General features: G+C 33.5%; 13 protein-coding genes, 5 tRNA genes and 1 pseudogene (1 of these 19 running past the window's edge). All 19 read left to right on the top strand.

What is annotated here, in order from left to right:
• Positions 1-61: transfer RNA gene (locus tag DWZ69_RS12155), tRNA-Val, on the top strand (it extends 64 nt beyond the left edge of the window).
• Between the two features lie 204 nt (positions 62-265).
• Positions 266-338: transfer RNA gene (locus DWZ69_RS03645), tRNA-Thr, on the top strand.
• A 205-nt stretch (positions 339-543) separates the two neighbouring features.
• Positions 544-625: transfer RNA gene (locus DWZ69_RS03640), tRNA-Tyr, on the top strand.
• A gap of 42 nt (positions 626-667) precedes the next feature.
• A tRNA-Met gene (locus tag DWZ69_RS03635) sits at positions 668-741 on the top strand.
• 6 nt (positions 742-747) lie between these two features.
• Positions 748-820: transfer RNA gene (locus DWZ69_RS03630), tRNA-Phe, on the top strand.
• A gap of 417 nt (positions 821-1,237) precedes the next feature.
• The gene (locus tag DWZ69_RS03625; protein WP_117998716.1) at positions 1,238-2,527 is read left to right on the top strand and encodes a chloride channel protein; all 1,290 of its coding nucleotides are present in this window, start codon (positions 1,238-1,240) and stop codon (positions 2,525-2,527) included.
• 238 nt (positions 2,528-2,765) lie between these two features.
• On the top strand, positions 2,766-3,683 hold the full coding sequence (locus DWZ69_RS03620; protein WP_117998715.1) for an FAD-dependent oxidoreductase: 918 nt from the start codon (positions 2,766-2,768) through the stop codon (positions 3,681-3,683).
• A gap of 124 nt (positions 3,684-3,807) precedes the next feature.
• Positions 3,808-3,996, top strand: a pseudogene (locus DWZ69_RS12375) (helix-turn-helix transcriptional regulator); the annotation flags it as partial.
• Complete coding sequence (locus DWZ69_RS03615; protein WP_347474992.1) at positions 3,997-4,743, top strand: Fic family protein; 747 nt, start codon at positions 3,997-3,999, stop codon at positions 4,741-4,743.
• Positions 4,744-5,249: 506 nt separating this feature from the next.
• Entirely contained in the window at positions 5,250-5,909 is a 660-nt protein-coding gene (locus DWZ69_RS03610) for an amino acid ABC transporter permease (RefSeq protein ID WP_022164761.1), read from the top strand.
• Positions 5,890-6,567, top strand: coding sequence for an amino acid ABC transporter permease (locus tag DWZ69_RS03605; RefSeq protein ID WP_117998713.1), 678 nt, complete (start codon positions 5,890-5,892; stop codon positions 6,565-6,567). The genes DWZ69_RS03610 and DWZ69_RS03605 overlap by 20 nt, the downstream gene beginning before the upstream one ends.
• Before the next feature lie 11 nt (positions 6,568-6,578).
• A complete protein-coding gene (locus DWZ69_RS03600; protein ID WP_117998712.1) occupies positions 6,579-7,325 on the top strand; it encodes an amino acid ABC transporter ATP-binding protein in 747 nt (248 codons plus the stop codon).
• Between the two features lie 212 nt (positions 7,326-7,537).
• Complete coding sequence (locus DWZ69_RS03595) at positions 7,538-8,392, top strand: cysteine ABC transporter substrate-binding protein (protein ID WP_117998711.1); 855 nt, start codon at positions 7,538-7,540, stop codon at positions 8,390-8,392.
• Between the two features lie 214 nt (positions 8,393-8,606).
• Positions 8,607-9,473, top strand: coding sequence for an aldose 1-epimerase family protein (locus DWZ69_RS03590; protein WP_117998710.1), 867 nt, complete (start codon positions 8,607-8,609; stop codon positions 9,471-9,473).
• Positions 9,474-9,578: 105 nt separating this feature from the next.
• A complete protein-coding gene (locus DWZ69_RS03585; protein WP_117998709.1) occupies positions 9,579-10,175 on the top strand; it encodes a histidine phosphatase family protein in 597 nt (198 codons plus the stop codon).
• Between the two features lie 183 nt (positions 10,176-10,358).
• The gene (locus tag DWZ69_RS03580) at positions 10,359-10,796 is read left to right on the top strand and encodes a hypothetical protein (RefSeq protein ID WP_117998708.1); all 438 of its coding nucleotides are present in this window, start codon (positions 10,359-10,361) and stop codon (positions 10,794-10,796) included.
• Positions 10,796-11,758, top strand: a complete 963-nt coding sequence (locus DWZ69_RS03575; protein WP_117998707.1) for a hypothetical protein — start codon at positions 10,796-10,798, stop codon at positions 11,756-11,758. The genes DWZ69_RS03580 and DWZ69_RS03575 overlap by 1 nt, the downstream gene beginning before the upstream one ends.
• A gap of 148 nt (positions 11,759-11,906) precedes the next feature.
• Positions 11,907-12,791 carry a diadenylate cyclase CdaA gene (gene cdaA / locus DWZ69_RS03570; protein ID WP_243002552.1) on the top strand — a complete coding sequence of 295 codons (885 nt, stop codon included), beginning with the start codon at positions 11,907-11,909 and terminating at the stop codon, positions 12,789-12,791.
• Positions 12,766-14,031 carry a CdaR family protein gene (locus DWZ69_RS03565; RefSeq protein WP_117998706.1) on the top strand — a complete coding sequence of 422 codons (1,266 nt, stop codon included), beginning with the start codon at positions 12,766-12,768 and terminating at the stop codon, positions 14,029-14,031. Before cdaA ends, DWZ69_RS03565 begins: the two co-directional genes overlap by 26 nt.
• Positions 14,032-14,035 lie beyond the last annotated feature (4 nt).

The raw sequence follows: 14,035 nt of genomic DNA, 5'->3' as shown, positions 1-14,035 counted from the left end.
CAGCTGGGAGAGCATCTGCCTTACAAGCAGGGGGTCACAGGTTCGAGCCCTGTAGGTCCAACTAAATGCAGAAATGCCTTGTGGAATACATTTCCGAAGATGATTGCATCCCAAAAGAAAACCATGTTTCCAAGTGGCACGCAATCGAAAATAAATACGCCGATGTGGCTCAATTCAGGCTTATTGACTTTGTCAATAAGAGGAGAGCGGTCAAGGGAAGCTTGGCTCTGCCAATTGAGCAGAAAGGTTGATAAAAAATAAATACGCCGATGTGGCTCAATTGGCAGAGCAGCTGATTTGTAATCAGCAGGTTAACGGTTCGAGTCCGTTCATCGGCTTTCTTGGAAAGAGAAAGTCATTAAGAAAAGCCAAAGATTCAGAAGTCATGAATGATGATTTAAAGGGAATCTTAGAAAGGCAGTTCGCAAACAGTGTTTGCTCACTGTCATTTGCTTTGCAAATGACATTACCTTTTTTAATAAACTTATACAAGCAAGCATGTAAAGTTCATTAAAAAAAGCAAAGCGCTTTCTAAGTTATTATGGGCAGATTCCCGAGTGGCCAAAGGGGGCAGACTGTAAATCTGTTGGCACCGCCTTCGAAGGTTCGAATCCTTCTCTGCCCAGTATTGCAAAAAAGCAAGAAAAGAAATACAATAGAATAACAGCGCGGGGTGGAGCAGTCTGGAAGCTCGCCGGGCTCATAACCCGGAGGTCATAGGTTCAAATCCTATTCCCGCAACTCAATGCCCAGTTAGCTCAGTTGGTAGAGCAGAGGACTGAAAATCCTCGTGTCTCTGGTTCGATTCCGGAACTGGGCATTTGTTATGTGAAACTGTAGATGTTACCCGGTAATGTCTACAGTTTTTCTTTTATGTTAAAATGATAAAAGTTAAAAGTAAAAGAGTGATACAGATATATTAATAGGTACATAAATGAATAGTATTTAGTCAATAATGAAGTTTTGTGTAAAATAAATTTTCCGATTGATTTTGACTAAATAATGATATATGTTCTTAATTATGGGAAAAATATAAACTATATGCTAAAATAAAAAAGCAAATGTAAAAAAGCAAATATAGAAAAGCAAATATAAAAAGAAAATAAAAAAGAATATAGAAAAGAATATATAAAATAATATATAAAATTTATAAAATAATATATAATAGGAAAGAAAATTAATATTAAGTAACACTAAAGCATTTTTATATATGGAAAAACGAAAAGGATGAGAAAAATTGGAAAAAGATACAAACAGAATAAATCGAAATAGAGTTTTATACAGATTTTATTCAGGGAGAATTAAAAGAGATATTAACAATTTTGTTAAATGGATTGTTTTGGCAATTATTGTAGGAGTTGTAGTTGGTGGAGCAAGTAGTTTTTTTGCCGGTTGTATAAAGCTGGTTACAAAAACAAGAGGTGAAAATCCATGGCTTTTTTTATGCTTGCCTATAGCAGGACTGGTTATTGTTTTTATGTATCAGAAGATTGATAAGTACGATGGAGGAACGAATCAGGTTTTATCAACGATTAGATCGAAAGATGATGTGCCTCTTAGATCAGCTCCTTTGATATTTGTGGCAACATTGCTTACTCATTTAACCGGTGGTTCTGCAGGAAGAGAAGGAGCGGCAATCCAATTTGGCGGAAGCATTGGAAATCAGTTGGGAAGAATTGTGCATTTAGATGAGTTTGACCATCATGTTATGGTAATGTGCGGTATGAGTGCGGCATTCTCGGCTGTTTTCGGTACACCGATGGCGGCTGCGGTGTTTGCAATGGAGGTTGTTAGTGTTGGTGTAATGTATTACGCTGCGTTGCTTCCATGTGTTGTTGCATCAATTATTGCTTCAGAATTTGCTGCGGGTATAGGGATTCATCCGGAATCCTTTCATGTTGTAAATATTCCGGAACTTAGTGTTGAAAGTGGCATTAAAATGTTAATAATAGCTGCTGGGTGTGGTTTGATTAGCATTTTGTTTTGTGTAGCTTTAAAATTTGCTGCAGGGATGTATACAAAATATTTGAAAAATCCTTATATAAGAGTATTTGTTGCAAGTTTAATTGTTATTGGAATTACGATTCTTTTGAATACGAAAGATTATATGGGAGCCGGAAGTGAATTAATCGCGAGAGCTATTGAATATGGAAAAGTACGCCCATTAGATTTTTTCTGGAAAATTATTTTGACGGCAATCACAATGCGTGCAGGATTCAGAGGTGGTGAAATTGTACCAGCTTTTTGCGTAGGAGCAACATTTGGCTGTCTGGCAGGACAGATTTTAGGATTTCCACCGTCACTTGCTACAGCTTCAGGAATGGTAGCTGTTTTTTGTGGTGTTACAAACTGTCCAATCACATCTATGTTAATAGCCTTTGAATTGTTTGGATTTTCCGGAGTATCATATTATCTGATAGCCATTGCTGTTAGTTACTCGTTATCAGGATATTACAGTTTATACAAAGATCAGACAATTGTTTATTCAAAATACAAGGCAAAGTATGTAAATAAAAAAGCAAGGTAATGAAAAATTGTAATGAAAGAATTGTGATTAAAGAACGGCAGTAGATAAAAGAATATGAAATAGCAAAACTTATTAGAGAGTTGATGCCATCAATGAAAATGACAAGAATGGTAAGCTCAGGAACTGAGGCGGTAATGAGCACCATCACAGTTTGAGGCAATGTTTATTTCGGCGGCACATACTAAGGAAGATTTGGAAAAAACAGCAGAAATTATTAGAAAATATAAGGCGGTGTAATATGGAAAATATAAAAGATTTAGTTACTATTGGAAGTGGTCCCGCAGGACTTTCAGCGGCAGTATATGCCAGCAGGGCAATGATAGACCAGGTAGTTATAGAAAAAGAAATGTTTAGTGGCGGTCAGATTGTTACGACAGACAGAATTGATAATTATTTAGGTTTGTATGGTGAAAACGGTTATGATTTGTCCGTTAAGTTCAGACAACATGCAGATGAATTAAAGGTGCCATTTGTAGAGGGACAGGTTACATCTATAGAAGATAAGGGCGAGATAAAAGAAATAACATTGGTAAATGGTGACGTTATAAATACAAAAGCCATAATAATTGCAACAGGTGCAAAACACAAAGTGCTTGGTGTAAAAGGCGAAAAAGAATTAACAGGAGCAGGCGTTTCATATTGTGCCACATGTGATGGAGCCTTCTTTAGAAATAAAACAGTAGCAGTTGTTGGTGGCGGCGACGTTGCCCTTGAAGATGCTTTATATCTTGCAAACATTTGCAAAAAAGTTTATCTCATTCATCGAAGAAATGAATTAAGAGGAGCAAAAATCTTACAGGATAAAGTTTTAAAAAATGAAAAAATTCAGTTTATGCCTGAATATCAGGTAAGGGAAATTGCAGGTAACAACAAGGTAGAAAAAATTACTTTATTTAACAAGACAAATGAAACTATGGAATTAGAAATTTCAGGAATATTCATTGCTGTTGGTATGGAACCCCAGTGTGATTTTGCAAAAGGTGTTGTGGCAACAAACGAAAATGGCTACGTTATAGCAGGAGAAGATTGCAGAACTAATATAGACGGAATATACGCAGCAGGGGATATTAGAACAAAAAGCTTGCGACAGGTAGTAACTGCTGTAGCAGACGGAGCTGTGGCAATTAACTCATTGGAGCAGGATAAAAATAAATAAAAGATAAAATACAAGTAGAAAAACATATATAGGATATAAGGAAAAAACTTCACAAATATAAACATTAAATCAAATAAAGTTTATGCTTGTGAAGTTTTATGCTATAATAAAATAAAGGTAGGTGATGATAATGAAAATATCTTATAAAAAACTCTTTAATATGCTTAAAGAAAGAAATATTTCAAAGACAGCTTTGAAGGAAGCGATAGATTTATCATCTGCAACATTAGCAAAGTTGTCAAAAAATGAACCTATTTCAATGAACACTCTTATACTAATTTGTAATTATTTAAATTGTCAGCCAGGGGAACTAATAGAAATAGAAAGAGTATGTGATGAAAATATTCTATTGGCAAAATTAAAAGAAGAAAAGGCGATAAAGTTAAAGGGTGGAATTTATCATCAGACACAAATCAAATTAGCTTATAATTCTAATCACATAGAAGGAAGCAGGCTTACAGAAGAACAAACCAGATATATATATGAAACAAATACAGTTGGAGTTGAGCAGGAACCGGCAAATGTTGATGATATATTAGAAGCAGTTAATCATTTTCAATGCTTTGATTTTTTAATTGACTCGGCACTTGATACATTAGATGAAAGATGGATAAAAAATGCACACAAAATATTAAAATCAGGAACTTCCGATAGCAGATTGGAATGGTTTAATGTAGGTGAATACAAATCTCAAAGAAACATGGTGGGTGACACACCTACAACGTTGCCGGAGAATGTACAGGAAGAAATGGCTAAGTTGCTATTTGAATACAATAGAATAGATAAAGTGTCTCTTGAAAATATTTTGGATTTTCACGTTAAGTTCGAAAGAATACATCCCTTTCAAGATGGAAATGGTCGTGTTGGAAGATTGATTATTTTTAAAGAGTGTCTAAAAAATAATATTGTGCCTTTCATCATAGAAGATGATTTGAAAATGTTTTACTATCGTGGATTAAAAGAATGGAACAATGAAAAAGGCTATTTAACGGACACGTGTTTAACAGCACAGGATAGATACAAAGTTTATTTGGATTATTTTCAAATTGAATATAAGTAAAAGTCGCAAAAAAAATATTTGAATAAAAGTTCAGGAGATTACACCAATTTTTTAAATATTTTCTTGACAATGTAGAACTATGATATTATAATCCTATATAGTTGGTAGGAAATAAAGGAATTGATTTTTTATTGATATTTATATAAAATATAGTGGTTGGTCAAAGTAGGTGATGCATCTGCTAAGGTAATCCACAATGCAGAATATAAATTTTAAAAGAGAATTTCTTTATAATCTACATTAATTTTGGAAGTAAGTTAGTTAGGAGGAAATTTTGATGAGTACAGTGAATACATTAATTAATAATAGTTGCTGTTGTTGTATGATGTGTTGTCACCAGGATTATGTCATACCTTATTTGTACTTGTCAGAAATTAGAAACTAATTTGTCAAATAAATATGATTACAATCTTGGGAAGTTATAATTAAACTTCCCAATTTTTATGCAGATAAATCATACTATTCAGATATGCAATAAAAACAATAAAGTGAAAGGAAGTTTAACAGTGGATATTGAATTTATACAAGAATATATACCTATGTATGTTGAAGCAGCTAAATTAACTTTAGGCATAGCTGTTGTGGGAATTATAATTTCCGTAGTAGTAGGACTTATTTGTGCAAATATACAATATTATAAAGTTCCTGTATTAAAAAGAATAGTTTCTATTTATATAGAGCTATCAAGAAATACACCACTTATTGTACAGTTATTTTTATTATACTTTGGCTTGCCAAAGGCAGGCATTGTACTTGATTCAGTAACATGTGCCATTGTAGGTCTTGGATTCTTAGGTGGCAGTTACATGGCTGAAAGTTTTAGAAGTGGTTTGGAATCAGTTGACAAGACACAGTTAGAGTTAGGGTTAAGCATAGGTCTTACACAGCCGCAGATTATGAAAAATATCATAATTCCACAGGCAATGTCAGTGTCGGTACCCGCAATTTGCGCAAACATTATTTTTCTTATTAAGGAAACATCAGTGTTTAGTGCAGTAGCACTGGCAGATCTAATGTATGTGGCAAAAGACCTTATAGCCCTTTACTATAAAACAGATGAAGCATTATTAATGTTGGTAGTGGCATATTTAATTTTGTTATTACCTATATCAATTATTGCTACAATACTTGAAAGGAGATTAAGATATGCAGGATTTGGGAATTAGGGTCCTCTTTATGGGTGACAATTTTGCAAGACTTCTTTCAGGACTTTGGGTTACAGTTAGAATTTCATTAATTTCAGTTGTACTTTCAATTATATTAGGTGTACTTCTTGGAATGGTGATGACAATTAAGAACCCGGTTACAAAAGCCTTAACAAAAATTTATTTGGAATTTGTAAGAATTATGCCACAGCTTGTTTTACTGTTTTTAGTTTATTTCGGTTTAACAAAATCTTTCGGAATAAATTTATCAGGGGAAGCATCTTCAATAATTGTATTTACAATTTGGGGAACTGCTGAAATGGGAGATTTAGTAAGAGGTGCATTAATATCAATTCCAAAGCATCAGTATGAAAGTGGTGAGGCTATTGGATTAAACAAAATACAGATTTACAGATATATTATTATTCCACAGACATTGAGACGTTTAATTCCATTAGCAATTAACCTTACAACAAGAATGATTAAAACAACTTCTTTAATTGTTTTAATTGGCGTTGTAGAAGTAATGAAGGTTGCACAGCAGATTATTGAGGCAAACAGATACTCAGCACCGGATGCAGCTTTGTGGATTTATGGAACAATATTTTTTCTATATTTTATTGTTTGCTGGCCTATTTCATTGTTGGCAGGCAGACTTGAGAAAAAATGGAAGGATTAAGGTGAAAAGATTTGAGTGAAAAAGAGAAACTGTTAGAAATACAGGATTTAGTAAAAGATTATGGTAATGGCCCGGTGTTAGATAAAGTATCACTGGATGTATATAAAGGAGACGTTATTGTTTTAATAGGACCATCAGGATGTGGAAAAAGTACACTTCTCAGATGTATCAATGGTCTTGAAGAAATTCAGTCAGGAAAGATTTTATTAGACGGTAAAGAAATCACAGGTAAAAAAGCAAACTGGAGAGAGGTCAGACAGAAAATTGGTATGGTATTTCAAAGCTATGACTTATTTCCACACATGACAGTTCTTGATAATGTAATATTAGGACCTGTGAAAGCACAAAAAAGAAATAAGCAGGAAGCAATCAAAGAAGCTGAACAGTTGCTTGATCGAGTTGGACTTTTAAATAAGAAAGATTCATATCCAAGACAGTTGTCAGGTGGACAAAAGCAAAGAGTAGCCATTGTAAGAGCTTTAATAATGCATCCTGAAATAATTTTATTTGATGAAGTTACAGCAGCATTAGATCCTGAAATGGTTAGAGAAGTATTAGACGTTATGTTAGAACTTGCAAAACAGGGTTCAACAATGTTAATCGTTACTCACGAAATGGAATTTGCAAAAGCTGTAGCAGATAAGATTGTTTTCTTAGATGGAGGAAACATTGTAGAAACAGGGGAACCAAAAGAGTTCTTCAGTAATCCGAAAACAGAACGTGCAGGAAAATTCCTAAACACATTTGTTTTTGAATAAATAAATTGTAACCATCTTTCACGTACCAATTGCATAATTATCGAAAGCACGCTCCCGCTGCTTCCGCCTCGTAGCGGTTCTATCAAGCCGACTACGCTGCCTTGATGAACCGACGGGCTCCAAGCACTTTCTTATAATTAGGCAATTGGTACGTGGATATAGATACAGTTTTTTATAAAATAAAAAATTAATAACAAAAAGGAGAGAGAATTATGAAGAAGAAAATTTTAGCATTAGCACTAGCAGCAGTTTTAGTTGTGACAGGATTAACAGCATGTGGTTCTAAAAATGATGCAAAAACAGACAATGGTAAGGTTTACCGTACAGTCGATGAAATCAAGAAAAGTGGAACAATCAAAATTGGTGTATTCAGCGACAAGAACCCATTCGGTTACGTAGATGAAAAAGGTGAGTATCAGGGATACGATATTTACTTTGCAAAAAGAATAGCAAAAGACTTAGGCGTTAAGTTAGAATTTGTTTCAACAGAAGCAGCTAACAGAGTTGAATATTTAAAGACAGGTAAGGTTGATATTATACTTGCAAACTTTACAGTAACAGATGAACGTGCAGAGTCAGTTGATTTCGCACTTCCATACATGAAAGTTGCATTAGGTGTTGTATCGCCAGACAAGGCACTTATTAAGTCAGTTGATGATTTAAAAGGCAAGAAACTTATTGTCGCAAAGGGAACAACAGCAGAAGCTTACTTCGAAAAGAATTACCCTGATGTACAGTTAGTAAAATTTGACCAGTATACAGAGACCTACAATGCTTTATTAGACGGCAGAGGAGATGCAATGTCAACAGATAACACAGAAGTGTTAGCTTGGGCTCTTAAGAACAAAGGCTTCTCTGTAGGAGTTCAGTCAATTGGAGAAACTCAGACAATTGCACCTGCTGTATCAAAGGGTAACAGCTCATTATTAAAATGGCTTAACGATGAAACAAAGGCATTAGCAAAAGAAAAATTCTTCCACAAGGATTACAAGGAAACACTTGAACCTGTATATGGTGATCAGGTAAATCCTGACGACCTTGTTGTTGAAGGTGGGAAAGTAGAATAAATTAGCAATTAAAATTATATTAAGTAATAAGTAGTGGTGGTGTTAGGAAATAACATCACCACTATTGTATATATGGGAAAAATTATGTAGACTAATAATAGAGAAAAGCGGTTTTATGCTATACATTGTTGTATATGAGTAATGGAATTGTGCAAAAGTAATGGCATGAAAAGTTAGATGAGTTAAACATCGAAGAAAGGGTAAGGATATTTTTATGATAATTGAAAATGATTTAATATTAGTTGAAGTAAATGAACTTGGGGCAGAAATAACAAGAATTTATGATAAGGAAAATAAAACAGAAATATTGTGGGATGGAAATCCTAAATTTTGGAAGAGACATTCTCCAATTTTATTCCCAAATGTAGGAAAGAATTTTCGAAACAAGGTCCTGATTAATGGAAAGATTTACGAAACCTCTCAACATGGTTTTGCAAGAGATAATGTTTTTAAGAGCGTTGAAAGCAGTGAAAATAAAGGTGTATTTAAGTTAGAAGCTACAGAGGAAACAAAGAAGGCTTATCCTTTTGATTTTATATTGACTATTTCTTATGAAATTAAGGATAAAGACATACATGTAAACTGGAAAGTGGAAAATACTGACAGTGTGACAATACCTTTCACAATTGGAGGACATCCGGCATTTATGTTTAAAGAAGGAGATGTGAAAACAGATTATGTTTTGAAATTCCCGGGCAAAAAGCAGCTTGACTATATTCTTTTAGATAAGGAAACAGGAACAGCTTTGCCTGACAAAGTTTATCAGCTTGAACTTGAAGACGAAACATGCCCATTAAATGACGAAATGTTTGAAAATGATGCATTAGTTTTTGATAATACACAGATAGAAGAAGTTTGGTTGTGCTACAAAGACGGCAGAAAACGTGTTGGAATGTTGGCAAAAGATTTTCCAAATTACGGAATCTGGTCAGTTAAAGATGCACCTTTTGTATGTTTAGAACCATGGGTAGGTCGTTGTGATAATTATGGCTTTGATAAAGAACTTGCCACTAAACCGGGCATTAATTTAGTTGAACCAAAAGAAAAATTCCAAAAAGAATATACAATAAAAATTGGTTAAATTACTAACAATGACAAATATACGAAATTACAAATGAATTAATATTCGTGCTAAAGAATATTTAGGATTATAATTGACAAAATTAACAGAAAAGAGATTACAGAAATGAATATTTATATTGCAAGACATGGCGAGACAATTTGGAACAAGTCAAGACTACTTCAGGGAAGCAGAGATATTGAATTATGCGATGACGGTAGAGCGATTGCATACGAGAGAGCAAAACAAATAGCAGATGTTGACTTCGACATTGTGTACAGTTCACCATTGAAAAGAGCCTACGAAACAGCCTGTATACTAAGAGGTGATAGGGATATACCGATTATTAAGGACGACAGATTAAGAGAAGTGAACTTTGGAATTAATGAAGGAAAATGTTCCTTGGAGTTAAAGAAAGATAAGAACAGTCCAATATACAAATTTTTCGAGGACCCGGGCAATTATCAGCCACCGGAAGGTGGAGAGTCGCTACATGATGTGTGCAAGAGAACCAAAGAGTTTATGGAAGAAATTATTGAGCCACAGAAAGATAAGTTAAGCAATGTTCTTATTGCAGGGCATGGCGCAATGAATAAAGGAATAATGTGTCATGTTGTAAATCATCCTATTAAGGAATATTGGAGTGGCGGTCTGCAGAAAAACTGTGGTATCATCATTGTTAAGTTAGATGAAAATGGTTATGAAAAAATAGGCGAAATATAAAATTAAAAAAGAAATATGAAATTAAGAAAAATAAGCGTACTAAAAGGTAACTGTTATTAAGTTAGTAATGGAGATTGATCTTTGGATACGCTTATTTGTTGCACTAAAAAGAGGCTTATGCTAAAATAGAAAATAACTATGGGTTTTTGTGCCCATTTGAAAAAATGCTGAGGTATAAGGTATATGTTAAATAACGAAAAAATTACTTTAATGACAAAATTGTCACTATACGAACAGAAAAATGGGAAAAAAGAAATAAAATCAAGCAAGTATTTTAAAAGTGATTATATGTTATTAAAAATGGTAAGTTCATTTTTTTGTATAACATTTGCTTACTTGCTTTGCTTAGCATTATGGATTATGTACAGCTCAGACAGAATGATATCCACGCTGACAACTACAGGAAAAATAGTAGCATTGGTTACTGTTTTAGTAATTATTTACATTGCAGCAACTGTGGTGTACATGATGTTTAGTTATGCATTTTTTTCACATAAGTTTAGGAAAACAAGAAAGAACCTTAAAGAATACAACGGAGATTTGAAAACACTCCATAGAATACAAGAGTTAGAATATGACGCGATTATTAATGAATTAGAAGAAGGAGGCAGGGAAGAATAATGACATCCCTTATTGAGTTAAAAGAGAAGATTAAAAATTTTTATGGTAGTTATGAATTTGTAGTTAGACCAATTATAAGATTCCTTGCCGGATTGATTTCATTACTACTTATAAAGGCAAACGTAGGTTATATGGATTTGTTATCCTCATGGATTGTAGTGCTTGGCGTAGCTGTTATATGCGCATTTCTTCCTTGGGGAGCCATTACTTTAGTTTTGGCTGTGGATATAGTTATGAATATATTTGCAGTATCTGTGGAACTTGGTGGTATGGTTGCAATCATAATGATGATTATGTTTTTGTTATTTTTCAGATTTTCACCAAAACAGGGGATGCTTTTAGTATTTGTGCCTTTGGCATTTTTCTTAAAAATCCCTTATATAGTACCTATTATTGCCGGTTTGGTTTGTACTCCGGCAGCAGTTGTTTCGGTTATATTTGGAACAATTATCTACTATATAATTTATATAATTAGTGAGAATCTTTCTGCTTTAACAGGAAGCTCAAGCGGAGCAATAAGCACTGCAAACATTAATTCAATTATTAATATGATTAACAGTAACACTGAAATGATTTTGGCAATTATAGCCTTTACAATTACAACGTTGGTAGTTTATTCAATTAAAAGATTATCAATTGACAATGCGTGGACAATTGCCATAATTACGGGAAGTGTGCTTGAATTTGTTGTTATTTTAGTTGGCAATTTAGTCTTAAAAAATGACAATTCAGTTGCATGGACGGTCATCGGAACACTTATTTCATTGGTGATTGCCTTTGTAGTGCAGTTCTTTGTATTTTCAGTGGACTATTCAAGAACTGAGCATACACAGTTTGAAGATGATGAGTATTACTATTACGTTAAGGCTGTACCAAAGATGAATGTGGCAGCACCTGAGATGAATGTAAAGAGAATCAATGCTCAAAGAAGAAAAAAAGGAAAAGGAAACAAGAGAGCTTAATTTAATACTTTTTATGGGACAGCAAAAAAGTTTACTTATATTTCATAAAATAAATATATTTATGTGAAATAAATATGTTGGTGGAAAAGTATAATTAAGTAATAATATAGATATTTATTGGTTTTGAATAAGAAGAAAGGAGAGAACAGTGGGAACAGCATTAGATTATATACATAATTTTTTTGAAAAATATCTTACAATTCCGGAGATATATCCAAGTGATATTTTTGAAATTGTCATTATTTCCGTACTTTGCTATTATGTAATCTTATGGTTTAGAAAAAGTAGAGCCTGGACTTTACTAAAGGGAATTTTTATGATTGTTATTTTTATGGTAATAACAACTATTTTCCACCTCACAACTCTTCAATGGATTATAAATAAAACATTAAGTGCAGGAATAATAGCAATTGTAATAATTTTCCAGCCTGAACTTCGTAGAGCACTGGAAGAATTAGGAAAGAAAAATGTATTCTTCAAATTGTTCAAATTAGGAAATAATTTAGAAAATGAGAGATTTAGTGACAAGACAATCGAAGAAATTACAAGAGCGACTCTCGAAATGGCAAAGGTAAAAACTGGAGCGTTGATGGTAATTTCAAGAGATCACGACTTAAGCCAGTATATTGAAACAGGAATCAGACTGGACGCAAGAATTACAAGCCAGTTGATTGTAAATATTTTTGAGAAGAACACACCATTACACGATGGTGCAGTTGTTATTGAAGGAGACAGAATTACAGCGGCAACATGTTATTTGCCATTATCAGACAGCATATCCTTAAGCAAGGATTTAGGTACAAGACATAGAGCAGGACTAGGCTTAAGCGAAGTTAGTGACTGTGTTGTTATTATTGTGTCTGAAGAAAATGGTAGTATTTCTATTGCAAGAGATGGCAAGCTTATAAGATATGCAGACACCGCAGTATTGAAAAATGAATTAATAAAGGCCCAGGACAAAGTTGAAACAAAAGATAAGAAGAAATTTTGGAAAGGAAGGGACCGCAATGAAAAAAATGATGATGAAGATTAAAGAATCATTAACACATAATGTAGGCGTTAAAATTGTTGCGGTGATTATTGCCACATTAATTTGGCTTACTGTAATAAATATAACTGATCCTGAAAAAACTGTAGTTATATATGGCGTACCGGTAACGGTGACACATGAAGAGGCTATTAGTGATTTGGACATGGTATATGAAGTTAAAAACGATAAATATGTAAACATAACTATTTCAGGCAAAAGATCTGTTGTTGGAAATTTATCAGCAGATGATTTTAAGGCTATTGCTTCTTTAAAGGAACTATCAAAAGTTAATTCAGTTCCAATTGAAGTATCAGCTAAGCAGGGCTCAATTGCCAGAAAAGTGACCATTGAGAAACAGTCTATGCAAACTTTGATGATTAATGTTGAACAGATGGAAAAGCAGAATTTTGATGTTCATGTTGAGTATAGCGGAAGTGCTGCTTCAGGCTATGTAGCAAATGGTTATACCCTTTCAAAGAATACTATTTCTATTAAGGCACCTACTTCAATATTGAAGAATATTTCAAAGGTAGTGGCTGAATGTGAACTAGAAGGCAATAGTACAACCTTTACAAAGAAATGCCCATTGGTTATGTATGATAATGATGGTAATGTTATCAAAACAGGTCATGTAACAATGTCCAGCAAAAAAGTTCAGGTAACAGTAGATATTGCCCAGGAAAAAGAAGTACCTGTTGAACTTGGAAAAATTGGCAATCCACCTGAAGGCTATGAAGTAAAGAGCACCTTGCTTTCAACAAACAAAGTTAAGTTAGTTGGTAGCAGTGATGTGTTAGCTACAATTGATAAGATAACATTAAGTGATGATATTGATATATCAAAAGAAACTGAAAATTATTCAAAAACTATTGATTTAACAAAATACATTCCTGAGGGAATAACTATTTCAGGTGGTTCTAACGTTACAGTTGAAATAGAAATAAGTAAATTAGCAACTAAGAAAATTACTATAAAATCTTCAAATATTAAAATTATAAATGAAGATAATACTAACGCTAAAGTATTAGATAGTGTTAAGTTCACAGTGCAGGGTGATAGTGATGCAATATCTAAACTAAAAACAAGTGATATTACGGCAACTATCAATGTAGAAAAGTTAGCAACAGGAAAACATAATGTTGTAGTTCAGCTAACTTTACCTGACAAAGTAATTGTAACTGAAGAGGTAAAGGTACCGGTTGAAATTAAAGAAAAAGATGTTACAGCAACCGGTAAAGAGTAAACAG

The organism is Eubacterium sp. AF34-35BH (assembly GCF_003477765.1).
Lineage (GTDB): Bacteria > Bacillota > Clostridia > Lachnospirales > Lachnospiraceae > Eubacterium_G.
This window is presented reverse-complemented; position numbering and strand designations above follow the sequence as displayed.

Coding starts and splice junctions, on each gene's coding strand:
- DWZ69_RS03620 (WP_117998715.1), top strand. CDS start 2,766: ATGGAAAATATAAAAGATTTAGTTACTATTGGAAGTGGTCCCGCAGGA.
- DWZ69_RS03605 (WP_117998713.1), top strand. CDS start 5,890: ATGCAGGATTTGGGAATTAGGGTCCTCTTTATGGGTGACAATTTTGCA.
- DWZ69_RS03595 (WP_117998711.1), top strand. CDS start 7,538: ATGAAGAAGAAAATTTTAGCATTAGCACTAGCAGCAGTTTTAGTTGTG.
- DWZ69_RS03590 (WP_117998710.1), top strand. CDS start 8,607: ATGATAATTGAAAATGATTTAATATTAGTTGAAGTAAATGAACTTGGG.
- DWZ69_RS03585 (WP_117998709.1), top strand. CDS start 9,579: ATGAATATTTATATTGCAAGACATGGCGAGACAATTTGGAACAAGTCA.
- DWZ69_RS03580 (WP_117998708.1), top strand. CDS start 10,359: ATGTTAAATAACGAAAAAATTACTTTAATGACAAAATTGTCACTATAC.
- DWZ69_RS03575 (WP_117998707.1), top strand. CDS start 10,796: ATGACATCCCTTATTGAGTTAAAAGAGAAGATTAAAAATTTTTATGGT.
- DWZ69_RS03565 (WP_117998706.1), top strand. CDS start 12,766: ATGAAAAAAATGATGATGAAGATTAAAGAATCATTAACACATAATGTA.